At 72.8% G+C, this 25,615-nt stretch carries 24 protein-coding genes and 1 pseudogene; 12 read left to right on the forward strand and 13 right to left on the reverse strand.

Translation table 11 applies throughout. The annotated features are described in order from the left end of the window. Positions 1 to 100: 100 nt before the first annotated feature. Both KGD83_RS28235 and KGD83_RS28240 read right to left on the reverse strand, forming a co-directional pair. The gene (locus tag KGD83_RS28235; RefSeq protein ID WP_249352055.1) at positions 101 to 355 is read right to left on the reverse strand and encodes a hypothetical protein; all 255 of its coding nucleotides are present in this window, start codon (positions 353 to 355) and stop codon (positions 101 to 103) included. Positions 356 to 444: 89 nt separating this feature from the next. Then, on the reverse strand, positions 445 to 741 hold the full coding sequence (locus KGD83_RS28240; RefSeq protein ID WP_212641921.1) for a DUF4287 domain-containing protein: 297 nt from the start codon (positions 739 to 741) through the stop codon (positions 445 to 447). A gap of 499 nt (positions 742 to 1,240) precedes the next feature. On the opposite strand from KGD83_RS28240, the gene KGD83_RS28245 reads away from it, so the two are divergent. The 3 genes from KGD83_RS28245 to KGD83_RS28255 all read left to right on the forward strand — a co-directional run bounded on the left by KGD83_RS28245 (position 1,241) and on the right by KGD83_RS28255 (position 4,814). Then, positions 1,241 to 2,080, forward strand: coding sequence for an EamA family transporter (locus KGD83_RS28245; protein ID WP_212641922.1), 840 nt, complete (start codon positions 1,241 to 1,243; stop codon positions 2,078 to 2,080). 45 nt (positions 2,081 to 2,125) lie between these two features. Next, positions 2,126 to 3,109 carry an amidohydrolase family protein gene (locus KGD83_RS28250; protein ID WP_212641923.1) on the forward strand — a complete coding sequence of 328 codons (984 nt, stop codon included), beginning with the start codon at positions 2,126 to 2,128 and terminating at the stop codon, positions 3,107 to 3,109. 133 nt (positions 3,110 to 3,242) lie between these two features. Then, positions 3,243 to 4,814: a long-chain-fatty-acid--CoA ligase gene (locus tag KGD83_RS28255; protein ID WP_212641924.1), complete on the forward strand. Its 1,572-nt coding sequence runs from the start codon at positions 3,243 to 3,245 to the stop codon at positions 4,812 to 4,814. Positions 4,815 to 4,878: 64 nt separating this feature from the next. On the opposite strand, the gene KGD83_RS28260 is transcribed toward KGD83_RS28255, so the two are convergent. The 3 genes from KGD83_RS28260 to KGD83_RS28270 all read right to left on the reverse strand — a co-directional run bounded on the left by KGD83_RS28260 (position 4,879) and on the right by KGD83_RS28270 (position 6,682). Beyond that, entirely contained in the window at positions 4,879 to 5,676 is a 798-nt protein-coding gene (locus KGD83_RS28260; RefSeq protein ID WP_212641925.1) for a VOC family protein, read from the reverse strand. Positions 5,677 to 5,887: 211 nt separating this feature from the next. Continuing rightward, positions 5,888 to 6,139: a Smr/MutS family protein gene (locus KGD83_RS28265; RefSeq protein WP_013156341.1), complete on the reverse strand. Its 252-nt coding sequence runs from the start codon at positions 6,137 to 6,139 to the stop codon at positions 5,888 to 5,890. An 87-nt stretch (positions 6,140 to 6,226) separates the two neighbouring features. Further along, complete coding sequence (locus KGD83_RS28270; RefSeq protein WP_212641926.1) at positions 6,227 to 6,682, reverse strand: GNAT family N-acetyltransferase; 456 nt, start codon at positions 6,680 to 6,682, stop codon at positions 6,227 to 6,229. Between KGD83_RS28270 and KGD83_RS29195 the strand changes: the two are divergent. Continuing rightward, positions 6,681 to 7,406, forward strand: a pseudogene (locus KGD83_RS29195) (RNA 2'-phosphotransferase); the annotation flags it as partial. The gene KGD83_RS28270 and the pseudogene KGD83_RS29195 overlap by 2 nt on opposite strands. A 145-nt stretch (positions 7,407 to 7,551) precedes the next feature. Here the strand turns inward: KGD83_RS29195 and KGD83_RS28280 are convergent. The 3 genes from KGD83_RS28280 to KGD83_RS28290 form a co-directional block, all read right to left on the reverse strand. Next, on the reverse strand, positions 7,552 to 8,379 hold the full coding sequence (locus tag KGD83_RS28280; RefSeq protein WP_212641927.1) for a class I SAM-dependent methyltransferase: 828 nt from the start codon (positions 8,377 to 8,379) through the stop codon (positions 7,552 to 7,554). Positions 8,380 to 8,508: 129 nt separating this feature from the next. After that, positions 8,509 to 9,447 (reverse strand): SURF1 family cytochrome oxidase biogenesis protein, encoded by a 939-nt coding sequence (locus tag KGD83_RS28285; RefSeq protein ID WP_212641928.1) that lies wholly within the window; start codon positions 9,445 to 9,447, stop codon positions 8,509 to 8,511. Between the two features lie 205 nt (positions 9,448 to 9,652). Next, positions 9,653 to 10,699, reverse strand: coding sequence for a chaplin (locus KGD83_RS28290; RefSeq protein WP_212641929.1), 1,047 nt, complete (start codon positions 10,697 to 10,699; stop codon positions 9,653 to 9,655). A 985-nt stretch (positions 10,700 to 11,684) separates the two neighbouring features. Here KGD83_RS28290 and KGD83_RS28295 point away from each other — a divergent pair. Continuing rightward, complete coding sequence (locus KGD83_RS28295) at positions 11,685 to 12,788, forward strand: CapA family protein (RefSeq protein WP_212641930.1); 1,104 nt, start codon at positions 11,685 to 11,687, stop codon at positions 12,786 to 12,788. Positions 12,789 to 12,847: 59 nt separating this feature from the next. On the opposite strand, the gene add is transcribed toward KGD83_RS28295, so the two are convergent. Further along, positions 12,848 to 13,906 (reverse strand): adenosine deaminase, encoded by a 1,059-nt coding sequence (gene add, locus KGD83_RS28300; RefSeq protein ID WP_212641931.1) that lies wholly within the window; start codon positions 13,904 to 13,906, stop codon positions 12,848 to 12,850. Between the two features lie 145 nt (positions 13,907 to 14,051). On the opposite strand from add, the gene KGD83_RS28305 reads away from it, so the two are divergent. Further along, complete coding sequence (locus KGD83_RS28305; RefSeq protein WP_212641932.1) at positions 14,052 to 14,660, forward strand: hypothetical protein; 609 nt, start codon at positions 14,052 to 14,054, stop codon at positions 14,658 to 14,660. A gap of 103 nt (positions 14,661 to 14,763) precedes the next feature. Here the strand turns inward: KGD83_RS28305 and KGD83_RS28310 are convergent, their stop codons facing one another. Then, complete coding sequence (locus KGD83_RS28310; protein WP_212641933.1) at positions 14,764 to 16,221, reverse strand: aldehyde dehydrogenase (NADP(+)); 1,458 nt, start codon at positions 16,219 to 16,221, stop codon at positions 14,764 to 14,766. 401 nt (positions 16,222 to 16,622) lie between these two features. On the opposite strand from KGD83_RS28310, the gene KGD83_RS28315 reads away from it, so the two are divergent. The 3 genes from KGD83_RS28315 to KGD83_RS28325 all read left to right on the forward strand — a co-directional run bounded on the left by KGD83_RS28315 (position 16,623) and on the right by KGD83_RS28325 (position 18,910). Next, entirely contained in the window at positions 16,623 to 17,213 is a 591-nt protein-coding gene (locus KGD83_RS28315; RefSeq protein WP_212644644.1) for a TetR/AcrR family transcriptional regulator, read from the forward strand. Next, positions 17,207 to 18,076 carry an alpha/beta hydrolase family protein gene (locus KGD83_RS28320; protein WP_212641934.1) on the forward strand — a complete coding sequence of 290 codons (870 nt, stop codon included), beginning with the start codon at positions 17,207 to 17,209 and terminating at the stop codon, positions 18,074 to 18,076. The genes KGD83_RS28315 and KGD83_RS28320 overlap by 7 nt, the downstream gene beginning before the upstream one ends. A 210-nt stretch (positions 18,077 to 18,286) precedes the next feature. Continuing rightward, positions 18,287 to 18,910, forward strand: coding sequence for an HD domain-containing protein (locus tag KGD83_RS28325; protein ID WP_212641935.1), 624 nt, complete (start codon positions 18,287 to 18,289; stop codon positions 18,908 to 18,910). An 82-nt stretch (positions 18,911 to 18,992) separates the two neighbouring features. Here the strand turns inward: KGD83_RS28325 and KGD83_RS28330 are convergent, their stop codons facing one another. The 3 genes from KGD83_RS28330 to KGD83_RS28340 all read right to left on the reverse strand — a co-directional run bounded on the left by KGD83_RS28330 (position 18,993) and on the right by KGD83_RS28340 (position 22,095). Beyond that, a complete protein-coding gene (locus tag KGD83_RS28330) occupies positions 18,993 to 19,751 on the reverse strand; it encodes a sulfite exporter TauE/SafE family protein (protein WP_212641936.1) in 759 nt (252 codons plus the stop codon). Positions 19,752 to 19,983: 232 nt separating this feature from the next. After that, positions 19,984 to 20,907 (reverse strand): SPFH domain-containing protein, encoded by a 924-nt coding sequence (locus KGD83_RS28335; RefSeq protein WP_047870398.1) that lies wholly within the window; start codon positions 20,905 to 20,907, stop codon positions 19,984 to 19,986. 402 nt (positions 20,908 to 21,309) lie between these two features. After that, positions 21,310 to 22,095 carry an ABC transporter ATP-binding protein gene (locus KGD83_RS28340; protein WP_212641937.1) on the reverse strand — a complete coding sequence of 262 codons (786 nt, stop codon included), beginning with the start codon at positions 22,093 to 22,095 and terminating at the stop codon, positions 21,310 to 21,312. A gap of 56 nt (positions 22,096 to 22,151) precedes the next feature. On the opposite strand from KGD83_RS28340, the gene KGD83_RS28345 reads away from it, so the two are divergent. The 3 genes from KGD83_RS28345 to serB all read left to right on the forward strand — a co-directional run bounded on the left by KGD83_RS28345 (position 22,152) and on the right by serB (position 25,491). Further along, a complete protein-coding gene (locus tag KGD83_RS28345) occupies positions 22,152 to 22,931 on the forward strand; it encodes a hypothetical protein (protein ID WP_212641938.1) in 780 nt (259 codons plus the stop codon). A 545-nt stretch (positions 22,932 to 23,476) separates the two neighbouring features. Beyond that, entirely contained in the window at positions 23,477 to 24,130 is a 654-nt protein-coding gene (locus tag KGD83_RS28350) for a DUF1707 SHOCT-like domain-containing protein (protein ID WP_212641939.1), read from the forward strand. Positions 24,131 to 24,231: 101 nt separating this feature from the next. After that, positions 24,232 to 25,491, forward strand: a complete 1,260-nt coding sequence (gene serB / locus KGD83_RS28355) for a phosphoserine phosphatase SerB (protein WP_212641940.1) — start codon at positions 24,232 to 24,234, stop codon at positions 25,489 to 25,491. Positions 25,492 to 25,615 lie beyond the last annotated feature (124 nt).

Below are 25,615 nucleotides of genomic sequence, written 5' to 3' on the forward strand. Positions count from 1 at the left end.
CGGCCCCCTGGCCGGGCCGCCTCCCGTCACCCGGGCGGCGGTGCGGCACCTGACCGGCCGTGGCCCGACCGCTCGGCCCCTTCGGGGGGCGGGGCCGCGGTCAGGCCACGGCCACCTCCCCGAGCCGGGGCGGGTCGCGCGTGACCGGGGAGAGGCTGAACAGGACGGCGGGCACCGAGACCGGCGCCATCGCCAGGAAGACCCGGGCGGTTCCGGCGCGGTCGAAGACCACCCCGATGCCGGGGATGCCCAACGGCTGCGACACCGGCGCCGTGAACGCGGCGGCGCCCAGGGCGCGGCCCTGGTAGCGGTCGCTGACCGACGCGGTGACGTAGCCGTGGAACACGGCGTTCACACATGGCACGATGGCGAACACTCAGCCCACCAGCACCCCGAGGAACATCACTTTGGGCGCGAACAAGAGCCGGGCAGGGGCGCGCGGCCTCAGACCGTCTGCGGTCTGGTCGCCTTGCCGTCGAGCCAGAGTTCGGTGGAGGCGTCCCGGTGGGAACCGGTGGTGCCCACGTGCTTGGCGCTGATCTGCGGACCCTTCTTGATGACGTGGACCAGGGCCATCGCGTGGCCGCGGCCCAGCCCGTAGTCCTCGGCCAGCCACTGGACGATGGTGCCCGCCTTGACCGAAGGGTCGTCGTAGCCCTTCTCCTTGGCACGGTCGACCAGCGTGCGCGGGGTCAGACCGGTCTTGTCCTCGACGGCATCCAGATAAGCCTGGAACGACATGGGGGCCTCCTCGACTGGGCAGGCCCCGATACTCACACGCGCCTGCGACATTCCGGCGACGACGGCCCCAGCCTCCGAGGCGGCCCCAGCCGCGCCGCAGGAGTCGGAGCGCGCGGGCCCCCTCCGCAGGCGTGTCAGCGGGCAGCAGGGTCGTCCACAAGCGCGGCAGCGGGGTGGTGGACGGCTCCCGGGAGGGGCATGCTGTTGACGGGGGCGTCCGGCCTCCGCGCCGTGGAACACGCCCCCCATGACAGGTGTGCCCGCCGCGATCCCGGCGCCACCCCGCACTCCCCGGCCTGTGGACGACCGCCTAGCCTTGCCGGATGCCCCTTCCGCCCCCGGAGCCCTCTCCAGCCCCGCTCACTCTCCCCGCGCTCCGCCAGAAGCCCTCCCCGGGCCCGTTCCCTCCGCCCGCGCCCTGCCGGGCACCCGCCCCGCCCCCGCACCGCCGGGCATCCTGCCCGTCTCCCGCCCCCGTCCCCCGCCCCGGCTCCGCCCCGTGACCCCGTGGGTCGTGGCCGTGGTCCTGCTCGCGGCGCTGCTGCACGCGGGCTGGAACGCGATCGCCCACTCCATCACCGACCGCCTGCTCGGGTTCGCCCTGATCGGCCTCGGCGGAATGCTCGCCGCCCTCCCCTTGCTCCCGGTCGTGGGCCCGCCCCCGCGCGAGGCCTGGCCGGTCCTGCTCGCCTCCCTCGCCGCCCACCTGCTGTACATGAGCCTGCTGATGGTCTCCTACCGGACCGGCGAGTTCGGCCAGGTGTACCCGATGGCACGCGGCACGGCGCCGTGGGTGGTCGCCCTGACCGGCATCCTCCTGCTCGGCGAGTCGACGCCCCCGTCCGTCCTGACCGGGGTCCTGGTCGTCTCCGCCGGACTGACGACGCTGGTGTTCGCGGGCGGCCGCCCCTCCCGCGCACAGTTCCCGGCGCTGCTGGCGGCCTTCGCCACCGGCGTCAGCATCGCCGTCTACACCGTGGTCGACGCCCACGGGGTCCGCCTCACCCGGGACCCGCTGGGCTACATCACGTGGCTCATGATCCTTCAAGGACCGGTGTTCTTCGTGGTGGCGGTGTTCACCCGCCGCGGCGCGCTCCCGCGCCAGCTCAAGCCGGTCTGGAAGTTCGGGGTCCTGGGCGGCGTGGTCAGCGCGGTCGCCTACGGGCTCGTGCTGTGGGCGCAGCTGACCGGCGCGGTCGCGGGCATCGCCGCGCTGCGCGAGACGAGCATCGTCTTCGCAGCCGTGCTGGGCGCGCTGCTGTTCGGGGAGCGGTTCGGCCCCGTGCGGATCGCCGCGTCCGCCATCGTCGTGACCGGAGTAATCCTCCTGGCTTTCTGAGCGTCTTCATGACTCTGACCAGCGCTTACCCGTATCGTTTCCGGCGTGACACGAGCCTCGTCCTTCTCCGGGTCCGCCGCAACGGACACCGGCACCGAAACCCGTTCCGACACCGCCGCCGGAACCGACCCCGGGTCCTCCCGCACGACGGACACCGCGTACGAACACGGGCCCGAATCCGCCGCCGTACGCGCGGTCTGGCAGGGCTTGGGACTCCCCGGACTCATCGACGTCCACACCCACTTCATGCCCGACAACGTGCTGCGCAAGGTGTGGGCCCACTTCGACGCCCTCGGCGGCCTGTGGCCGATCACCTACCGCTTCGACGAGGACGAACGCCTGTCCCTGCTCCGGGGCTTCGGGGTGCGGCACTTCACCGCCCTCTCCTATCCGCACCGGCCCGGCATGGCCGCCTGGCTCAACGACTGGGCGGGCGACTTCGCCGACCGCAACCCCGACTGCCTGCGCAGCGCCACCTTCTACCCCGAGCCGGAGGCCCGCGACTACGTGGCCGCGGCGTTGGACGCGGGTACCCGCGTGTTCAAGGCACACCTCCAGGTCGGCCGCTACGACCCGCGCGACCCGCTGCTGGCCGACGTGTGGGGGCTGATCGCGGACGCGGGCACGCCCGTGGTGATCCACTGCGGTTCGAGCCCGGAGGCGGGCCCGTTCACCGGCCCCGAACCCTTCGCCGAGACCCTGCGCGCCCACCCCGGGCTCACCGCGGTCATCGCCCACGCCGGGGCTCCCGACTACCGCGCGTTCCTGGACCTGGCCGAGCACCACGAACGCGTCCACTTGGACACCACGATGGTGTTCACCGAGTTCTCCAAGGACTGGGCGCCCTTCCCCGACGGGGAGGTGCCCCGCCTGAAGGGTGTCGCGGACCGGATCCTGTTCGGCACGGACTTCCCGAACATCCCGTACCCCTATCTCGAACAGATCGAGGCCCTCGCCTGGCTCGGCCTGGGCGATGACTGGCTTCGGGGAGTGCTGTACGGCAACGCCGCCCGGCTCTTCGGACTCTGAGGGCCGCCGGCTTCCGGCGCCCGACGCTGGACAGCCGACGACCGTCCGGTGATGGTGGTCGTGGGGCGACCGCCTTCGGCCACCGCCCCGACCACCGCCCACCATCACCGACGCGGAAAGGCACCCCGGCACCATGGAACTCGCCCTGACTCCCCTGGAGTTCGCCCGCCGCACCCGAAGACTGCACCCCCGGCGCGAGGCGGTGGTGGACCGTGGCCTCCGGCTCACCTACGAGGAGTTCTTCGACCGCTGCGACCGCTGGTCCTCCGCCCTCCAGGGCATGGGGGTGTCCAAGGGCGACCGCGTCGCCTACATCTCCCCCAACACCCACGCCCAGCTGGAATCCTTCTACGCCGTGCCGCAGCTCGGCGCGGTGCTGGTACCGGTCAACTTCCGGCTGTCGGCGGACGACTTCGTCTACATCGTCAACCACTCCGGGGCGCGGGTCCTGTGCGTGCACGCCGACCAGCTCGACGCCGTGGACGGCGTCCGCGACCGGATGCCGGGCGTGGAGCGGTTCGTCGCCCTGGAGGGGGCGCGCCCGGGCTGGGAGGACTACGAGGCCCTCGTCGCGCGGGCCGCGGCGGACTACGTCCGCCCCGGGATCGACGAGACGGACCTGCTGACCATCAACTACACCAGCGGCACCACGGCCCGGCCCAAGGGCGTGATGATCACCCACCGCAACGCGTACATGAACTCGGTGGGCACCCTGCTGCACCTGCGGATCGGCGTCGACGACCGGTACCTGTGGACGCTGCCGATGTTCCACGCCAACGGCTGGACCTACACGTGGACGGTGACCGCCGCGGCCGCCACCCACGTGTGCCTGCCCGCGATGGACCCGGCCGCCGTGTACGAGCTGATCCGCTCCGAGGGGGTCACCTGGCTGTGCGCGGCCCCCACCGTGCTGATCATGCTGTCGAACGCCCCCGAGGAGGTACGCGGCGAGGTCCCGTCCGGCGTGCACGTGGTGACGGCCGGGGCCTCCCCCGCAGCCGACACCATCGAGCGCCTGGAGGATGGTTTCGGATGGACCGTCACCCATGTCTACGGGCTGACCGAGACCACGCCGTTCATCACCGTGTGCGAGCCGCGAGCCGAGCACGGCGGCCTGTCCCAGCGCGACCGCGCCGCCGTCAAGGCACGCCAGGGGGTCGAGCTGATCACCTCCGGCGAGCTGCGGGTGGTGGACGCCGACGGCGTCGAGGTGCCCTGGGACGGCACGACGGTCGGGGAGATCACCGTGCGCGGGAACGTCGTGATGAAGGGCTACTACAACGACCCGGAGGCCACTCAGAAGGCCATGGGCGACGGCTGGTTCCACACCGGCGACGCGGCGGTCACCCACCCGGACGGGTACGTGGAGATCCAGGACCGGATCAAGGACGTCATCATCTCCGGCGGGGAGAACATCTCCTCCGTCGAGGTGGAGGGAGTCCTGCTGCGGCACCCGGCCGTGCTGGAGGCGGCCGTCGTGGGCGTGCCGCACGAGCGCTGGGGCGAGACACCGAAGGCGTCCGTGGTGCTGCGCGGGGGCTCCGCGGCCACGGAGGAGGAGCTGATCGCCTTCGCCCGCGACAACCTGGCGCACTTCAAGGCGCCCACACGGGTGGAGTTCGTGGAGCAGCTCCCCAAGACGGCCACCGGCAAGATCCAGAAGTTCGTGCTGCGCGGGGGCGCGTCCGCGGTGTCGCGGCAGTAGCCGCCGGGTCCGGCCGGGGCCCGCGCCCCCGCAGGGCGCGGGCCCCGGCCGGGCGGCGTCCGGATCATCCGGGCGGCCAGTTGAGCAGGACGAACCCGGCCTGGAAGGGGTCGGAGCAGACCATGCGGCGCCCCACACCCGGGATGTTCTCCGGCGCCGCGTGCACGCGTCCGCCCGCGGCCACGACCCTGCGGGCGACGGCGTCGCAGTCGGCCACCGCGAACACCGGATGCCAGTCCTCCTCCCCGCCGAACCGGCCCCCGTGCCCGGGTCCCGCCTGCAGGATGCCCCCGTGGGTGCGCTCGTCACCGGTTCCCGCGGGGCGCAGGACCGTGTACCCGCCGACCTCCTCCCCCCCGAGGGACGGGTCGAACGGGCTGAGGTCCCACTTGAAGACCCCGGTGTAGAACTCGGCCGCGCCGCGCGCGTCGGTGGTCCGCAGCTCCACCCAGCAGAGGCTGTTGACCCGGCCCACCAGGCCGAGGTACATCTCCCCCCGCCAGACGCCGAAGGAGGCGCCCTGCGGGTCGCGGAACAGCGCCTGGCGGCCCAGGTCGAAGATGTCGAACGGCTCCACCAGGAGGGTGCCGCCCAGCCGCTCCACGCGTGTGATGGTGTCCTCGATGTCGGAGTCGGCGAAGTACACCGTCCAGGAGGGTCGGTCGCTCTCCCCCATGACCGGGCTGACGCCCGCCGCGGGAAGACCCTCACCGCACAGGAATTTGTAGCCCTCCAACTGCCGGATGTGCGTCTCGGAGCTCCAGCCGAACACGTGCTCGTAGAAGGCTGTCGAGGCCTCGACGTCGGGTGAGGACACCTCGACCCAGCAGGGCGACCCGGGTGTGAAATCCGTGCTGATCATCGCTGTCCCCCTCCGTGACGGCACACCACCCTTCGGTTCCTTCCCCGGTGAGGGAGGTTTCGGGGATGGGAGGGGCAAAGACTCACACAACTCGCCGTTGCCGGGCCCGTCCGCGGACGGCACGCGGCGCGCCCGCCAGGGGGGTACGGGGCCGTTCGGGCCCGGCGGCTCCGCCCGCGTCGGCCCGCTGCCGACCGCGGCACGGACGCGCTCAGTGCCTGAAGTGCACGAACAGGCGCCCGAAGTTCTTGGAGTCCTTCTCGACCCGGTGGTAACGGGCCTTGACGTCCTTGCGGTCGAGGAAGCGCAGCACCCGCTTCTTGAGCTGCCCGGACCCCTTGCCGGGGATGATCTCGATGCTCTTGGCGCCCGTGCGCTCGGCCTCGTCCATGATGTCGTTGAGGGCCCGGTCGATGTCCCGTCCCTTGTTGAAGATGTCGTGCAGGTCGAGTTTGAGCCGCACCGTGCCTCCTCCGCGTCCGGTAGCCGGATCATACGCGGCACGGCCCTCTCCCCCCGGTGCCCGGGACCCGTGCCCGCGCGTCCCCCGTCACCCCCCGAGGCGCAGGGTGAAGACCATCCGGTCCACGCCCGGCCCCTCGTAGTCGGCGTGCGGCCCGGTGACGGTGAAGCCGTGGGCGCGGTGGAAGGCGATCGAGCGCTCGTTGGCGGGGGAGGTGACCGCGCGCACGACCGCGCACCCGCGCTCCCGCGCCCCCTCCGTGAAGCGCCGGTACAGCCCGTTCGCGAGCCCCGTCCTGCGGTGTCCCGGGGCCACCCCGGCGAAGTGCACGTACGCCTCCTCGGGCACGGACTGCGAGGGGAAGCCGACCAGGAAGCCCGCCAGCTCCCCCTCAGCCTCGGCGATGAGGCTGGTGGTGTGGAAGTGGTCGAGGAAGAGCCGGGGGAGGATGTGCGCCACGGGACGCCCCCACCAGTCGTCGCAGACCGCCAGGATGCGCCGGTGGTCGGAGGGGAGGGCGGTCCGGACGCGGACGTCGGTCATGCGGGGGCTCCCGGTCGTCGTCGGAGGGGTGTTCCGGGCCCGGAATACCCGCCGACGGGTACGCGAACCCCTTCCGCGGCCCGTCCGCTCCGGGTGCGCGGAACCGCTCAGGGGCGCCCGGGCCCCCGCTCCGGGACCGGCGCGCCCGGCTCCCCCGTTCCTGCCTCCTCCGCACACACCCGCGCCAGGGGTTTTCGCCGTCCGGACGCCGCCCCGACACCCGACCGAAAAGCCCTGGACCCGCCGGAGGCACGGCGGGGATGATCGCGACCATGGACCGGGGAGGACTCGTACGCGCCTCCGGGTTCCCGGCGCGTGTGCTCCGCCACGACCCAGCCCGCGCGGGGTACGGCTCGGCCAGCAGGGCTGGGTCGGGGTGGACGGACTCCTCGCGGGCCGTGGAAGGGCTGGGGTGCGCCTCCGCCGCGCGGCCCTCCGGGAGGTCGTCGTCACCAACGACGAGAAGCTCTTCGCTCTGAGTCCGGACGGCTCCCGCGTCCGCGCCCGGCAGGGCCGCTCCGTCCGCGTCGCCCCGGGGCCGGAGCCGAGCGCTCCCCCCGCCCTGCTCTACCACGGCACCGTGGGCCGACTCCTGCCCGCCGTCACCGCTGAGGGGCTGCGGCCGATGCGGCGGCACGACGTCCGCCTGTCCCCCGACGCCGGGACCGCCCCCAGGGCGGGCGCCCGGCGCGGCGTACCGGTGGTCCTCACCGTCGCCTCCGGACGGGTGCACGGCGACGGCCACGCCTTCCGGATCACCGGCGACGGAGTGCGGCTGGTGCCCGCCGTGCCCCCGGAGTACCTCGGCGAACCCGTCCAGGGCCGGGGCGGCGAAGTGCCGGGGCGCCGCCCCCCGTTCCTTCCCGGGCTCAGGGCCGGTCCGCGGAGAAGATCGCGGTGCCGGGGATCATCCGGCCGCGCACCGGACCCCAGCCGCCCCACACCCGGTCCAGCCCCTCGGGCCACTCCGGTTCGACCACGTCCCGCAGCACCAGGCCCGCGCGGGCGATCCCGCGCACCCAGTCGCCCACCGTGTGGTGGTGCTCCACGTAGACCGCGTTCCCGCCGTCGTCCTCCTCCACGTAGGCGCGGCGGTCGAAGTAGGACTGGTTCACGGTGAACCCGTCCTCCCCGGGGTCGTCCGGGAAGCTCCACCGGACCGGATGGGTCACCGAGAACACCAGCCGCCCTCCCGGCCCGAGCACCCGCGCGGCCTCGGCCAGGGCGTCGTCGGCCGAGGACACGAACGGGAAGGCCCCGAACGAGGAGAACACCACGTCGAAGGAGGCGTCGGCGAACGGCAGCCGCTGGGCGTCGGCCTGCACGGCCGCGAGCGAGTGGCCGGTCCCCTCATCGATCCTGCGCGCGTGCTGGAGCTGGCGGAAGGACAGGTCGAACCCGACCACTTCGCGCACCCCCCGGGCTCGCAGCCACCGCCCGCACTGGCCCGCGCCGCAGCCCACCTCCAGCACCCGGGCCCGCATGAGGTCCTCCGGGGCGCCGAGCAGGCGCGCCTCGGCCTCGGTCAGGCCCTCCGGACACCACACGAACCCGGCGTCGCCGAGGAAGCCCCCGTGCTCGGCCTGGTAGGCGTCGGCCGCGCCGTCCCACCACCGGCGTCCGGCGCGGGCGCTCTCCTCGGCGTCCACGGCGCGGCGCGCCACGCGCCCGGGATCCGGATAGCCGTCATCGTTCATGGGGCCAAGCCTCCCAGAAAGGCGCGCGTGCACGGGGCCGCGGCGCGTACACGGTGACCGGGCGGCCGGGCGCCCCGCGACCGGACCCCGCAGGCGGAAGCCCGCGGTCGCGACGGACGCGCCCCCGTGTCAGGCGGCCCCGTACCCGCCCCTGCCCGCGGTCGCGCCGGAGCCCCCTCCGGACTCAGCGGGCCCCTCGGAACTCCGGTTGGACCCCACGGTCTGGGCGGACTCTGCGGCCTCGGCGTTCGCACCGGTCTCAGCGGCCCCGGCGGTCTCCGCAGCCCCTGCGACCTCCTCGGTCGCGTCGGACTCCCCCGCCTCGGCCTCGCGGGCGTCCCGGATCTCGCGGCGGACGAGGAACACCCATCCGCCGACGGCGACGACGGCGAACACCCACCACTGCACGGCGTACGACGCGCTCATCCCAGCGTCCTCCTCGTGCAGGGCGACCGGTTCGGGCGCCGCCTCCGGCATCGGGTCCTGCCGGGTCAGGTCGACGTACCCGCCGTAGACGGGGTAGGGCAGGTCCGCGGCGATCCGGTCCACGTCGACCATCATCAGCTGCCCGTCGGGCAGGTCGTCGCGGTTGCGCAGCCCGGTGTTCTCCTCGGTCTCGGAGTAGTGCAGGCGCCCGGCCACCTCCACGGGGCCCTCCTGCGCGGGCGGCACCTGCGGCTGGTCGAGGGCGGTCTCGCCGCGCTCGACCCATCCGCGGTTGACCAGGACCGCGGTCCCCTCCTCGGTGACCAGGGGGGTCAGCACGTGGAAGCCCACGCCCCCGGAGCCGTCGCGGTTGCGCAGCAGGATCTCGTGCCCGGTGTCCCAGGTGCCGGTGGCCTCGACGGTGCGCCAGCGGTCGTCGGGGTCGACGTCCTCGCCGACCCGGGTCAGCTCGGCCACCGGTACGGGGTCGGCGGCGAGGTTGGACTGCTGGAGGTCGACCGCCGCGCCGCGCTGCCCGGCCCGGTCCAGCTGCCAGAAGCCCAGCCAGACGAAGCTGGGCACCAGCACCAGCACCAGCGCGTGGAAGGCCAGCATGCGTTGCGAGAACAGGACTTTGAGCACGTCTTCGAGGTTATGAGACTCCTCCGTCCGCCTCGCACCGCCCCTCGCCTCCGTGTACCGCGCGGCCCCCGTCCCGCCCGAGCGGCCCGCCGCCGCGGTCGGGTGCGGCCGCCGCACCCGTACGGAGGTCCGTACGCGGACGGGGCCGCCGGTCACCGGCGGCCCCGCGTGTGTGTGGGCGGGGGACTCGGGCCCCGCGCCGGTGCTACTCGTCGTCGCCGGTCGCGGCGGCGGCCTTGCGCTTGCGGGCGAAGTACAGCCCCGCGCCGCCCGCACCGACCGCGGCGACGCCCGCGGCGACCAGACCGGCCAGGGCGCCACCGGTCACGGGGAGCTGCTCGTCGGCCTGGGGCCCGGTCGGCTCCTCGCCGGTGCTGGTGTCGTCCTCGCCCTTGTCCTCCTCGCGGGGCTCCTCGGGCTTCTCCTCGCCCGGCTCCTCGGGCTTCTCCTCCTCCGGCTTCTCCTCCTCGGGCTGCCCGGGCTCCTCGGGCTTCTCCTCGCCGGGCTCCTCCGGCTTCTCCTCCTCGGAGATGATCTCCATGCAGGAGCCCTCGGCCAGGCCGAGCACGGACACGGCGTTGCCGCAGATGTCGACGGCCGCGTCCACCGGGACCACGACCTGGTTGCCGCTGCCGATCCCGCCCGCGCCGCTGGTGGCGGTGTCGGGGGTGCCCTCGTTCTCGGGGGAGGCCTGGATGATGTTGATGATGGTGGTGCACTTGGCGCTGGAGCCGCCCAGGATGGCCACCGAGTTGCCGCAGATGTCGATGGCGGCGTCCACGGGGACGATGATCTGGTTGCCGCTGGCCACACCGCCGGAGCCGTCGGTCCTGGTGGTGGGCGCGTCGGCGCTCTCCTCCTCCAGGACCTCGACCACCTCGACGCACTCGGCCTGGCTGATGCCGCCGACCGCGACCGAGTTGCCGCAGGCGTCGATGGCGGCGTCCACGGGGACGATGATCTGGTTGCCGCTGGCCACACCGCCGGAGCCGTCCGTGGCGGCCCCGCCCTGACCGCTGGCCTCGTAGAGGACCTCCGAGACCTGGGTGCACGTGGCGCTGGAGATGCCGAGGATCGCGATCGAGTTGCCGCACAGTTCGGCCTCGACGTCCACCGGCACGACGATCTGGTTACCGCTGCCGATCCCGCCGGAGCCGCTGGTGGTGGTGTCGGCGAAGGCCGCCGCGACGGGCGCCACGACCAACCCGGCGGTCATGACGGTCGCGAAGGAGTAACGGAGTGTGTTGCGCATGTGCGGAGGTGACCTTTCACGGATACGGCTTGGGGATCGCGCCGTTGCGACGCTGGTCCGCGACAGGACCGGTGCCCGTGTCGTCTCGCGGGTCCGGCTGTCCACGGCGGGCGGGTCCGCCAGCAGGGAAGGCTGCGTGGCGGCGGGGTGACCCGCGTGTGTGAAGTCGCGGTTCGAAAGCTCGCGGAACCGCCGACGGACCGAAACGTTAGCAAGCCGTCGAAGGCTCGCAGGCGTTTTCGGAAAATACACTTCCCCAGTATAAGTACAGCCAGCAATGCATTAGCCACATGGAGTGATAAGCAGAGCTCAAAGCGCACCCTTTTGGCTACCCTGTGCTTATAAGCACCCACTCTGGGTTGTCATGGAAAAATAAAATTTTCCGGGTAAACCGCGGATGCGAACCTACTAAACAACTTAGGAGATCCGTATCCGAGCCACCCGTGGGCGCCCAAAACCCTATGCCAGCTTTCCTGTCCCTTGCACGGATAATTCCTTTCTGGGAGAAAATCCGGAGAAGAGGGGAGAGCCCGCGGAATCCGGCCGGGAGCACCGTGCCGCCCGTAGGACACGACCACCGGAACCGCCGCCGGGGCCGCGACCGCCGCGCCCGCGCCAACCGGGGACGAGTCCGGCCAGGACGCGCGCCCCGGACCGCGACCGCCGGAAGACGCGTGTGCCGTTCGTCACCAGGGCGCGCGAACCCCCTCGGACCCAGGGGCTCCAGGGCCCGACATGACCCTGAACTGGACAAACATAACGAAAGCGCTGGTCACGCGCACCTACCCTGAAACCGGCCGTCGATACCGCCAGCACTCGGGCTCGGTGACCGCACCCCTGTGGTAGGGGCGCGAACACCCGTGGTCATCGCCGGTGACGGAACGAGGAACCCGAGTCCCTCCAGCCACGAAGGCCAACCGGAAGCGTGTGACGTGCGTCCTAATTATCAGGACATGCCCCGTTTCCCCCGCCCCACTGGAGCATGATGCAACCCGTATCCCCGCGCCCCCGCGCGCGCACCGCGGTCGGCGCCGCGGCACTGGCCCTCGCCCTCCTTCCCAGCGCCTGCTCCGCGGGCGACGAGGCTCCGGACCGACCCGAGGGCGCGACCGCCCCCACCGGCGAGGGCACGGAGCCCGGGGCCCCGGAACCCTTCACCGTCGCCTTCGGCGGTGACGTGATGTTCGAGGGCCTGCTGGAACCGGCCCTGGACGACCCGCGGACCGCGCTCGCGCCGATCGCGCAGCAGCTCTCGGTCGCCGACCTGGCCATGGTGAACCTGGAGACGGCGGTCACCGAGGGCGGCACCCCGGCACCGGACAAGGCGTACGTGTTCCGCGCGCCCGCCACCGCCCTGGAGGCCCTGGACGCCGCCGGGGTGGACGTGGCCACCGTCGCCAACAACCACGGCATGGACTACGGCGCGGACGGGCTGGCCGACACCCTCGCGAACGGCGAGGCCTCGCCAGTGGCGCTGGTCGGCGCCGGGCGCGACGCCGAGGAGGCGTACACGCCCCACGTCGCCGAGGTCAACGGCCAGAGCGTCGCCCTGTTCGGCGCCACCGACGTCATGGACGACCACCTCGCGGCGGAGTGGACGGCGGGCGAGGGCAAGCCCGGCCTGGCCTCCGCCAAGGGCGAGAAGAAGCAGCGGCTGCTCACCGCCGTCTCGGAGGCCGCCGCGGAACACGACAACGTGGTGGTCTTCCTGCACTGGGGCCTGGAGGGCTCGCACTGCCCGCTCCCGCACGCCCCCGCACTGGCCCGGGAACTGGTCGACGCCGGCGCGTCCGCCGTCGTCGGCGGCCACGCGCACGTGCTGTCCCCGGGCGGGTTCCTGGGCGACTCGTACGTGCACTACGGCCTGGGCAACTTCGTCTTCTACAACTTCGAGGGCCCCACCGCGGAGACGGGCGTGCTCACCCTCACCTTCGACCAGGGCAGCGTGATCCGGTCGGACTGGGCCCCGGCGCGGATCCGGGGCGGCGTCCCCGTCCCCTACGAGGGCGGGGACGCCGCACAGGCCGCGCGGACCTGGGTGGACATGCGCGCCCAGTGCGGGCTGCCGCTGGCCGACTCGCCCGCCTAGGACCGCGGCGGCCGTTCACGCACCCGACAGCCGCACCGGCGACAGTTCCGGCCAGGACGCTAGCGCAGCGCCGCGACCTCCGCCGGGTCGACGCCGTGGCGGGCGGCGACCTCGCCGATCTCCGCCAGCAGCGCGTGGCGGCGGGCCGCGCCCAGGTAGGAGGCGTGCACGCCGTTCGCGGCGAGCCCGACCAGGTCGGCGGCGTCCAGCCCCAGCGCGTGCGCGGCGCGGTACTCGTTGTTCAGGTCGGTGCCGAACATGGTCGGGTCGTCGGTGTTGAGGGTGACCAGCAGACCGGCCTCCAGCATGCGGGGCAGCGGGTGGTCGCCCAGCTCTGCCACGGCGCGGGTGCACACGTTGGAGGTGGGGCTGACGTCCACCGGGATGCGCCCCTCCGCCAGGCGGCCGACCAGCGCCTCGTCGCGCATGGAGTCGATGCCGTGGCCGATCCGCTCGGCGCCGAGCGCGTCCAGGGCCTCGCGCACCCGTTCGGGGCCGCCGTGCTCACCGGCGTGCGGCAGGCTGGCCAGCCCGGCGGCCCGGGCCCTGCCGAACACCCCGGCGTACTGCTCCAGCGGGGTCTCCACACCGCCGACGCCGAAGCCGACGACGCTGGGCGGCGCGTCGCGCAGGACCGCCTCCACGGTGGCCTCCGCGCTCTCCAGGCCGAAGTCGGCGGGGAAGTCGGGGATCCACCGCAGCTGGATGCCGTGTCGGCTCTCGGCCGCGCGGCGGGCCTCCTCGATGCCGTCGAAGACCACGCGGGCGGGCACCCCGCGCATCAGGTGGGTGTAGAGGCTGACGTGCATCTCGGCGTAGCGCACGTTCTGCGCGGCCAGGCGTTCGGCGACCGCCGAGGCCAGGAGTGCGAAGTCCTGCTCCTCGCGCAGGGTCGCGACCGAGGCGAGGTAGACCTCGACGAAGTGCGGGAAGTCGGTGAAGGCGTACCAGTCCCGGAGCGTCTCCAGGGTGTCGGGGACGTCGGTGACGCCGTGCCTGCGGGCGAGGTCGAACAGGGTGTCGGCGGGCATCGATCCTTCGAGGTGGACGTGGAGTTCCACCTTGGGCAGGTCGCGGACGAGCGCCTCGACCTCGGGAGGCGTGGAGTGGGTGTGCATGGCGACAAGTTACGCGTGCCGAGGGGTCGCCCCAAACCCTCGCGGGTCAAGTTCACAGCCGTCCGTCAGAAGCGGGCCCGGATACGGTGAGGTGGTGGTCCCCCAGCCCCCGCCGAGGTTTCCGCGTCCGCCGTCGGGCGCTGCCGTGTTCCGTGCGCGCAACCTGATCCGCTCGCAGAACAGGCCGCGCCTCTTCGCCTACCTGGTCTTCGGGACCGTCCTACTCCCGCTCTGGCTGATCCTCCTGATCCCGGCCGGCGAACTCACCGACTCCCGTGCACAGTTCCTGGCCCACTCAGGTGTCGGGCTGGTCCTTGTGGTCGGGGCGACGGTGCTCTTCGGTGAACTGGTAGCCCGGGGAGTGCGCCGCTCTTCCGGTTACGTCCCACTGCCGGCCAACGCCGATCCGTACCGGCTGGCGACGGCCGAGAAGCTGGTGGAGGAGGGGGTACTGTGTCCCGACCCCGCAACCAACTGGCTGGCACGGATCATGGCCGAACGAAGGCTGCGGGAGTACGGGATCCGGTTCCCCCGCCGCACGTCCGCCTTCTGGGCGGTGGCGGCCTCCGCGCAGACGGGACTCCTCGTGTGGTGGCTGACGACGGACGGCCTCTCCGTGCAGACGGTGCTCCTCTTCTTCACGATCCTGGTCAACGTGCTGCTCGTGCTCCTGCATCCGACCATGGCGGCTCGGGACAGGCGTTGCGCCGAGGCGGTCCGCGACGCCTACGACCACCACGCCGCCGAAGGATGACACCCCTGGGACCCGATCACCGCGTCCCCGGCGACTCCGCGCGCGACGCGCCCCGGGGCACGGCACCAGCCGGGCGCGTCGGCCGACGCGCCCGGCGGACTGGTCAGGCGGAGGGCGCGGCGCCGTTCACGCGGCGCGGCACGCCCAGCGGGTTGTCGTCGCGCAGCTCCCGGGGCAGCAGGGACTGCGGCACCGACTGGTAGGTGACCGGGCGCAGGAAGCGCCGGACCGCGGTGGTGCCCACCGACGTGTGCAGCGGCGCGGTGGTGGCCGGGTAGGGGCCGCCGTGGGTCATGGCGTGGGTGACCGCCACCCCGGTCGGCCAGCTGTTCCAGAGCACCCGTCCGGACAGGGACGCGCCCAGCGCCAGCAGAGCGGGCGCGATCTCGTCGTCCTCCTCGCCGTGCACGGTCACGGTGAGCTGGCCGCCGAACACCCCGGCCGCCTCCAGCAGCCGCCGCTCGTCGGGGTAGGTGACCACGAGCGTCGCCGGGCCGAAGCACTCCTCCAGGAGGGTCTCGGCGTTCTCCAGGAGGGAGTCCAGGTCGGTGCGCAGCAGGGACGGGGTCCAGTCGTCGCCGGTGCGCACGCCCTGGACCAGCACCTCGGTGGCCGGGTGGGTGCTCAGGGCGTCCAGTCCGCGCACGAAGCCCTCGGAGACCCGCTCGTTGAGCAGCGGGGCGGCCGCGCGCCCGCCGAAGTCGGCGACGAGGGCGTCGAGCTCGGTCTCCTCCGGCACGAACAGCACGCCGGGCTTGGTGCAGAACTGGCCCGAGCCCATGGTGGCCGAGTCCGCGTACCCGCCCAGGATCTCTTCACCGCGCGCGGCGGCGGCCGCGCGGGTGACGAACACCGGGTTCACGCTGCCCAGCTCCCCGTAGAAGGGGATCGGGTCCGGTCGCGAGACCGCGAGGTCGAACAGGGCCCTCCCGCCGGGGATGGACCCGGTGAAGCCCACGGCCCGGGTGAGCGGGTGGGTGACCGCGCGCTTGCCCGTCTCCACCCCCTCCACCAGGGCGAAGCAGCCCTCGGGCGCCCCGGCGCCTTCGAGCGCCGCGACCAAGATCCCGGCGGTGCGCCGGGCGAGCCGGAGGTGCCCGGGGTGGGCCTTGACGACCACGGGGCATCCGGCGGCCAGGGCGGAGGCGCTGTCCCCTCCTGCCGTGGCGAAAGCGAACGGGAAGTTGCTCGCCCCGAACACCACCACCGGGCCCAGCGGGACCAGCAGGCGGCGCACGTCCGGACGCGGGGTGCCCCAGTCGGGGTCTGCCGGGTCCACGGCGGCCTCCAAGTAGGAGCCCTCCTCCAGGGTCTGCGCGAACAGGCGCAGCTGGAAGGTGGTGCGGCCCAGCTCCCCCCGGCAGCGCGCCTCGGGGTAGTGCGCCTCCTCCATCGCGATCGGCACGAGCTCGTCGGCGGCGCCGTCCAGGGCGTCGGCGACGGCGCGCAGCAGTCCGGCGCGCTCGCCCGGGGCGAGGGCGGCCAGGAGCGGCGCCGCGGCGGCGGCCCGTTCCATGACGGCGTCGAGTTCCTCCGGCGTGGTGTCCGGGGCGGTGGTCATGGCTCTCAGCCTCCAGGAGGGTGTGTACGCTGCGTCGGCCTTGATCCAACCATGCCAGAGCCGATCAGGAAAGCGCTATCCACACCCGGGGCGTGCTGTGCGCGAGCAGCGCCCGGGAGGGCCCGGCCCGGGTTCCCCCCGCTCCGGTCCGCTGGTCGCGCGCGGGGAGGGGGGCGGAACGAAACTGGAATTTCCCCGGAACCAGGTGATTCCGGAAAGGCATCATAGGAGCTGTGACGACAAACTCCCGAAGCTCAACACCCCCGCGGTCACGACGCTCCCCAGGCAGCACGGGGGGCGACCACACGTCACGCGAGGGCCGTGGACGAGCCAGCGTCGCCCACGACGAACTCGCCTTCGCGCAGGCGCCGCTGCGGAGGCTGCCCGCCCAGCAGCGCAGCATGCTCAGGGTCCAGCGCATGCTCGACTGCTGCGCCGAACTCCTCGACGAGGTCGGCTACGACAACCTCTCCACGACCAGGATCGCCGAGCGCGCCGGGGTCGCCATCGGCTCCGTCTACCAGTTCTTCCCGGACAAGAAGGCCATCACCCAGGCCCTCGGGCTGCGCTTCCTCGACCAGTTCGGCACGCGCGTCGCCGAGCGCCTCGCCGACGCCTCCTTCAGCCACTGGACCCTGGCCGTGGACGCGGTGGTCGACGAGTACATCGACATGCACCGCCACGTGCCGGGCTTTCGCAGCCTGCACTTCGGCGACATCGTCGACCCACGCCTCCTCAACGGAGGCGCCGACAACAACCGCGTCATCTCCATCCGCCTGCGCAGGATCATCGTCTCTGTCACAGGCATCCCCGACAATGAGGAGCTCGACCGGGCCATCGACGTCGCCGTCGAGGCCGCGGACGCGGTGCTCAAGCTCGCCTTCCGCGACGACCCCGAGGGCGACCCCGCGCTCATCCGCGAGGCCAAGCACCTGGTCAGCAGTTACCTGTCCCACTTCTCCCAACGCAACGGAGGCGACCATCCGTGGTAGCCGACGCCGGCACACTCTCCCGACCCGTCACCGGAACGGCCGCCGGAGTGCCCTTTCTGGCCCTGCCGCCCGCCAGCGGTGACGTCCCGGCCCCGCTCGTGTTGGGTCTGCACGCCTTCGAGCCGCCCCGGGCCGAGGCCGCCCTGGCCGGAACCGCGCCCATGGCCCCGCTCCCGGCCTGGCGGGTCTACCTGGGCCTGCCCCTGTTCGGGGCCCGGCTCCCCGAGGGCGGCGTCGCCGAGATCAACCGGCGCGGCGAGCGCGACTACCTCGTCGAGCTGTTCGGCCCGGTGGTGGAGGAGGCCGCCGCCGAACTCCACCGCGTCACCGCCGAACTGCGCGCCGCCTTCCCCGTCACCGACGAACCCGTGGGGCTGGTCGGCGTGGGCGCCGGGGCCGCGGCCGTCCTGCTCACCCTGGCCGAGGGGCGCCTGCCCGTCGGCGCCGCCGCCGTCGTCAACCCGGTCGTGGACCCCGCCCTGGTCATCGCCGCGCGGGAGCGGCGCACCGGCACGGCCTACGAGTGGACCGAGCAGGCCCTGAGCACCCGCGACTGGCTGGACTTCGGCGGCCGCGCCGAGGAGGTCTCCCGCGACCGCGTCCCCCTGCTCGTCGTCAGCGGGGGCCGGGACGAGGTCGTGCCCCCCGAGCACGGCCGGTCGCTGCACGACGCCGTGGCGGCCCACGCGCCCGAGCATGCGCTCCGTCACATCGTGGTCCCCGACCTGGCCCACGCCATCGGTCCGGAACCGGGTCTGCGACCCGGGCCGCTCACCCCGGGCGGAGTCCTCACCGATCGGGCGCTGACCGAGTGGTTCCACCAGCACCTGAGCTCTTCCGACCAGGTCCGGACGGCGGAGTAGGGGCTCCGGCGGGCCCGCCTGGCGCTCCGTACGCTCCCCGGCCCCGTGCGAAACCCCACGTTCACCCGGTGCACCCCGGCGTCTCCTCCCGCGTCCCCTCAACGGACGCCGGCGCGACAGCTGGTGCGCGTTCCATGGGATCATCCAGTGGCGGCCGCACCGAGCGGCCCACCTGACCGTTTCGACTCATCCTTCAGGAGGGCGAACCACGTGACGGAACCGGCACCGGTCTTTGCCAGCGGGGTCGACAACGAGCGGTTGAACGCGCAGCTCCGCTTCCTCCTGGAAGTCGACAAACTCAAGCGCATCCTGCGGCAGTCCCTCCTGGTGGACGGCTCCCGGCGGGAGAACTCGGCCGAGCACTCCTGGCACCTGGCCCTGTCAGCCCGCACCTTCGCCGAGTACGCGCCCGAGGGCACCGACATCGACCGCGTCGTCGAGATGCTGGTCCTCCACGACATCGTCGAGATCGACGCCGGGGACACCTTCCTCTTCGACACCGTCAACTCCCGGACCCAGGCGGAGCGCGAGCGCGCCGCGGCCGACCGCATCTTCCCCCTCCTGCCCGAGGACCAGGCCGAGCGGGCCCGCGAGCTGTGGGAGGAGTTCGAGGCGCGCGCCACCGCCGAGGCGCGGTTCGCCCGCGCGGTCGACCGGCTCTCGCCCATGCTCGCCAACTGGCACAACGAGGGCGGCACGTGGGTGCGCTTCGGGATCACCCGGGCGCAGGTGATGGAGAAGGTCAAGCTGATCCAGGAGGGGTCGGAGGCGCTGGGCGCCTACGCGACCGCCCTGGTGGACGACGCCGACCGCCGCGGGTACTTCCGGTCCTGACCCCGGCGGAGTCCGGCGCGGGCCCCTCGCGGGACACCGCGGCGGTCGCCGCGAGACCGCCCGGGGGTCGGGCGGGGCGGGATCAGACCCGGCCCATGAGGATCTGGACCGCGGCGGACAGCCCCACCAGCACCAGGCACACCCGCAGGGCGGCCGGGCTGAGCTTGCGCCCGAACCTCCCGCCCAGGTATCCGCCGATGATGGTCCCGCAGGCGATGAGGCCGACCACCGGCCAGGCGGGCTCGGCCAGGACGATGTAGAACACCGAGGCGGTGGTGTTGACGATGGTGGCGAGCATGTTCTTCAGGGCGTTGAGCCGCTGGATCTCCTCATCCAGGGCGGTGCCCAGGATGCTCATGAGGATGATCCCCTGGGCGGCGGCGAAGTAGCCGCCGTAGGCACCGGTCCCGTACGCGCCCAGCGGCAGCAGTGGGCCGCCGTCCCTGTGCGCGGGCCTGCGCGAGCGGACCCACCGGGTGATCCGCGGCTGGAGGACGATCAGCACGCAGGCGAGGCCGATCATGAACGGCACCACGGCCTCGAACACACCCGGGGGCAGGTAGATCAGCAGCAGGGCGCCGGTCACCGCGCCGAGGAAGGACATGCTGCCCAGCCGCAGGATGCGGGCGCGCTGGCCCGCCAGCTCCCGGCGGTAGGCGATGGTGCCGCTGAGCGTCCCGGGGGCCAGGCCGATGCTGTTGGAGACGGTGGCGGTGATCGGCGGGTAGCCGAGCGCCAGGAGCACGGGGAAGGTGAACAGCGTCCCCGACCCCGCGATGGCGTTGATCCCGCCGGCAGCCACACCGGCGAGAAGGATGACCGCGGCCTCCCAGAGTTCCATCCGCCCAGCTCTCCCTGTCCGCCCCCGACGGTCGAGGGCGACAACAGACTACGAGAGCGGGTCATCGGATGATCATGCCGGGATGCGCCGAGAACCCGGGCCCGGTACTGGACCGGGCCCGGGCCCTCGCGGTCCGGCCCCCAGACGGCGGGTCCGGCGCCGGGGGGCCGCTTCTCGGGGCGGGCCCCGCCGCACGGGACGCGCCCCCGGCCGGCCGGACGGCGAAACCGGGTCAGGGGGCCCGGACCACGTCGTCGCGCAGCCGGTCGAACGCGGCGCCGACCCCCTTGAGGGCCTGTCCCATCTCGGCCGGGACGACCCACACCTTGTTGGCGTCGCCCCGGGCGATCTCCGGGAGCTTCTGGAGGTAGTGGTAGGCCAGCACGTCCGGGTCGACCCGGCTGGTGTGCAGGGCCTTGAACACCATGTGGATGGCGTCGGCCTCACCGCGGGCCCGGGTGGTCTGGGCCTCGGCGTCGGCCTTGGAGGTGAGCGCCTGCGCCTCGGCCGCGCCCCTGGCCCGCAGCACCGCGGCCGAGCGCTCGCCCTCGGCGCGCAGGACCGCGGACTGCTTCTCGCCCTCGGCGCTGAGCAGCTGGGCGCGCTTCTCCCGGTCGGCGCGCATCTGCATCTCCATCGCCTCCTGCACGGAGGACGGCGGTTCGATGCCCTTGAGCTCGATGCGGCTGATCTCGATGCCCCAGTCTCTGGTGGCCTCGTCCAGCACGGCCTTCAGCTCTCGGTTGATCGCGTCGCGGGAGGTGAGCGTGCCCTCCAGGTTCATGCCGCCGATGACGTTGCGCAGCGTGGCCAGGGTCAGCTGCTCGACGGCCTGGATGAAGTTGGCGACCTCGTAGGTGGCCCGGTAGGCGTCCACGACCCTGATGTAGACCGCCGAGTCGACCTCGACCGCGAGGTTGTCCTCGGTGATGGCCGACTGCGGCGGGAAGCTCACGACCTGGACGCGGCGGTCGATGCGCTCGCGCACGTGGTCCACACCGGGGACGACGATGTTGAAACCCGAGCTCAACGTCCGGTGGAACTTACCGAAACGCTCGACGACGTCCTCCATCGAGTGCGGAACGATACGCACGCTCCGCCAGAAGACGAGCAGTAGAACCGCGACGAAAAGCGCCACGATGATGATCATGGTCATGGGGCCGCCCCGGTTTCCGGACGGAGGACGTCATTCGGTATCGGCATCTGGGCAGCTCCGGATCTCCAGACGGGGGTGACAGGCGGGCACGGACCGCGCCCGGCGGCCCCGCCCACCCGAAGATCATAAAGCGCGCCGAAATGGAGCGATCCGCTCACCGTCCGCTGACGCTACCCCATATGCGCCGGGGCGACCACATCCGGACAGAAACACTGTTTATGGTCAATACATTTGCTCAGTTAACGCAATCCAATAACGGGATAATCTGTCGCCGGGGGCTCATGCGCGCGGAGGGGACACGTGCCCGGACGACCGGGTCGCCGCACGCCCGGGACCCGGTGCGGGGCGTCCGCCCGGACGGGCTCCGGCGCACCCGTGCCGCCGCCCCGGACGGGCGCTCCCTCAGACGGCCCGGGCGCTCCAGCGGTCGCCGTCCCTCTCCACCTTCAACGCGAGCCCGAAGGTCTCCGACAGGTGGTCCGCGGTCAGGACCTCGTCGATCGGCCCGGACCGCACCACCGAACCCCCGCGCAGCAGCAGGGCGTGCGTGGTCCCGGCGGGGATCTCCTCCACGTGGTGGGACACCACCACCAGCGCGGGCGCGGCCTCGTTGCGGGCCAGGCTCCCCAGGCGGCGCACCAGGTCCTCCCGCCCGCCCAGGTCCAGCCCGGCGGCGGGCTCGTCCAGGAGCAGCAGCTCCGGGTCCGACATCAGCGCGCGGGCGATGAGCACGCGCTTGCGCTCGCCCTCGGAGAGGGTGTGGAAGCGGCGGTCGGCCAGGTCGGCGACGCCCCAGTGGCCCAGCAGGGCGCGGGCGCGGCCGTAGTCCGGGTTCCCGTACTCCTCGCGGAAGCGGCCCACGTAGCCGTAGGCGGCGCTCAGCACGATGTCGAGGACCTCGGTGCCCTCCTCGATCCGCGACGCCACCGAGGCGCCCGCGTAACCGATCAGCGGACGCAGCTCGAACACGTCCACCCGGCCCAGCCGCTCGCCGAGGATCTCCACCTCGCCCGCGGTCGGGTGCGTCTGGCTGTAGGCCACGTTGAGCAGCGTGGTCTTGCCCGCGCCGTTGGGGCCCAGGACCACCCAGCGCTCGCCCTCCAGGACCGTCCAGTCCACCCCGTCCAGCAGATGGGCGTCGCCCCTCCGCACCGTGACCCCGCTCAGGCCCAGAACACGCCCGTCCATCGTCCTCCCTCACGTCACGTCCCACGCCGGTGCACGGGCCGCCCTACCCTGAAGCAATGCATCTCTCGTCCGCACCACTCGTCGCCTGGGGCAACGCCTGGCTGGCCGGACACGTCGGCCTCGACGAGGCCGTCGACGCCGTCGAGCGGCGCGGTGGTCCCAACCTGATCGGGACAGTACCGGCAGTGGACCTGCCCTTCGACAGCGGCGTACCGCTGCGGGCCGCACTGACACGGCTGCGCGGCCTGGGGCTGTCCGCCTTCCGGTTGGCCCTGCCCACCTGGGGCGATCCCCTCGGGCTCGTGGGCCCCGAGGAACTCAACCAGGCCGCCGTCGAGGCGCGGGAGGGGGTGCTGGTGCGGCTCGCCGACCGGCAGGTGGGCCTGGTGCCCTCCGCCGACCGGCGTGGTTCATCCTATGTGGGCGTTTCGTGGACACCGTATCCGGCGAACGACGCACTGCCGCAGGTACCCGGCCTGGCCGAGGCGGAGCAGGCGCTGAAGCTCGCCCTCATCGAGGCCGCCCGGGCCATGGAGGGCGTGGACGACGTCGCCCCGTTCGCACCGGACGTGCACCGACGGCTGGACGAACTGGGCGGCGGCCCGCCCTCGCTGGCGCGCGGGTACCCGGCCCGGGCGCACCGGGTGGCGGAGCAGGCGGCACGGCTGGCCGAAGTAGTGGAGCTGGCCGAGCCGTCCTCGGGACGGGGACTGACCGCCCGGCAGGCCACGGCCCGCTCCGAGTGCCTGCGCGGGCTCGACGCGGCGGTGCGCAGGGCCCTGGTGGCCGCGCACGGCGCGATCGACCCGTCCGACCGGGGTGTGCCGGGGCGCTGAGCGGCCGCTCAGCGCGACGCGCGCTCCGCGCCCCCTCCGGCGACGCGGCGCACCCACACCAGACGGAGGACGCGGACCGAGGCGACCGCCGCACGGGCCGGGGCGAGTCTTGCTCGCCGAGGCCACGGCCATGGGCGTGCGCTCGGTGGCGGGCTCCCCGCCGGGGGTGGTGCCGTACCCCTCCGCGTGGACGACCTCCGTGCCGAGGGTCGGGACCACGGCCGCGCCGGGGAGGCCGGTGGCCTCCGCCACCGCGGCCCTGCGGCGCGCACCACCCCGCGGCCGCGTGCCCGGTCCCGGCACGCGGGCCGCCTGCCGCGGGTTCGGCCGGGCGCGGAGGCCCTGGTCGGGGACGGGCGGGGGTTGTTCCGCGTGGGCTCGCGGGCCACTCTGGAGGGGGATGGGAACACCCTGGGACGGGGAGCGGGATTCTCGGGGTCGGGCCAGGGGCGTTACCTGATCCCGTGGAGGCGGAGAATGCCGATACTGGACGTGTGGCAGGCCGGGCCCCCGGCCCCACGGAAGGAACGAGGAGACCCGTCATCATGCAGCCCGAGCACATCCGAGCCTCCGACGCGGACCGGGACAAGGTTGCCGAGCGGCTGCGCGAGGCGCTGGCCGAGGGCCGCCTGACCCCGGTCGAGCACGAGGAGCGGCTGGAGACCCTCTACCGGGCCAAGACCATGGGCGAACTCGGCCCCATCGTGGAGGACCTGCCCGTGCCCGGCCACGGCTACGACTACGCGTCGATGGAACGGCGTTCCGACGCGCCCAGCGGTATGGAGATCCTGGGCAGCGAGGCGCGCGACCTGGCCGGACAGAGCAAGGGCTCGGAGAACCTGGTCGCGGTGTTCGGCGGCTGCGAGCGCAAGGGCCGCTGGCTGGTCGAGCCGCGCACGAACGTGTCCGTGCTGTGCGGCGGGGTGGAACTGGACCTGCGCGAGGCGGTGCTCAGCCAGCACGAGGTGACCATCCAGGTCGCGGTGATCATGGGCGGGGTGGACATCGTCGTGCCCCACGGGGTAAGGGTGACCAACAACACGTCCGGGATCCTGGGCGGCGCCGATCTGCACGGAACCGACCAGGTCACCGACCCGAACGCCCCGGTCGTCCGTCTGACGGGAACCTGCATGCTGGGCGGGGTGGACGTCAAGGCCAAGGGCCCCAAGCGAAAGAGGAAGAGCCGGAAGGACAGGTGACGTACGTCGCGCCTCCAGCTGTCCACATAGTGAACTAGCTGGGAAAAGGGCCAGCCCTGCGCGACACCCCTTGGCAACGGCCGAGTACCGTGGACACCGCCATGAATGAGAAATCCACGCTGTTGGTGACGGTGACCGGCCACGACCGTCCGGGCATCAGTGCTCGTCTTCTGAGCACCCTCTCCGTCTTTCCGGTGACCATCGCCGACCTGGAACAGGTGGTCCTCGCGGGCCGCCTCGTGCTGGGCGCGGTCCTGGAGGTGGACGAGCGGGTGGCTCCCGGTGTGAGTCCCTCGCGGGTCTTCGAGGAGGTCCGCAACGCGCTCGACAAGACCGCCATCGACCTCGACATGGAGGTCGGCTACGGCAAGGGCGGCGGGAAGGACAACGGCCGTGTGAAGGCGGTCGTCCACGAGCGGCTGCACGTGACCGTCCTGGCCGATCCGCTGCGTCCCGGCGCTCTGGGCGCCCTCACGTCGTGCGTCGCGCGCGCGGGTGCGAACATCGACCGCATCGAGCGGCTGTCCAGCTTCCCGGTGACGTCCGTGGAGATGGAGATCTCCGGCGGGGACGTCGACCAGCTGCGCGCCGAGCTCGCCATGGAGGGGTCCACGCAGGGGGTGGACGTGGCCGTGCAGCCCAGCGGCCTGCACCGGCGGGCCAAGCACCTCATCGTCATGGACGTGGACTCCACGCTGATCCAGGGCGAGGTCATCGAGCTGCTGGCCGCGCACGCCGGATGCGCGGACGAGGTCGCCCGGGTCACCGAGGAGGCCATGCGCGGCGAGCTGGACTTCGAGGAGTCGCTGCGCCGCCGCGTGATGCTGCTGAGGGGCCTGGACGCCTCCGCCATTCCCAAGGTGTGCGAGGAGATCCAGCTGACTCCGGGCGCCAGGACGCTGGTGCGCACCCTGAAGCGCCTGGGTTACGAGTGCGGGATCGTCAGCGGCGGCTTCACGCAGTTCACGGACGTGCTCGTGGAGCGCCTCGGGTTGGACTACGCCGCCGCGAACACCCTGGAGGTCGTCGACGGCAAGCTCACCGGCGAGCTGGTGGGGCCGATCATCGACCGCAAGGGCAAGGCGACCACCCTGGAGCGGTTCGCCGCGGAGGCCGGTGTGCCCCTGGAGCAGACCGTGGCCGTGGGCGACGGCGCGAACGACCTGGACATGCTGCAGGCGGCTGGGCTGGGCGTGGCGTTCAACGCCAAGCCGGTCGTGCGGCAGCAGGCCGACACCTCGGTGAACGTGCCCTACCTGGACACGATCGCTTTCATCCTCGGGATCACCCGGGAGGAGATCGAGGCCGCGGACATGCGGGGGCAGATCGAGCCGGTGTCGAGTTCGGTGCCGCAGGACTGATGTCCCCGCCCGGCTCCCTGGAACCGCCAGGCCCCGTTCCCGAGTGGGAGCGGGGCCTTTGTCCACAGCACGGAACAGGCCCTGGCACCGACACGCCCGCATCCGGTTGACTGGAAACAGGGGG

The organism is Nocardiopsis akebiae (assembly GCF_018316795.1).
Classification (GTDB): domain Bacteria; phylum Actinomycetota; class Actinomycetes; order Streptosporangiales; family Streptosporangiaceae; genus Nocardiopsis; species Nocardiopsis dassonvillei.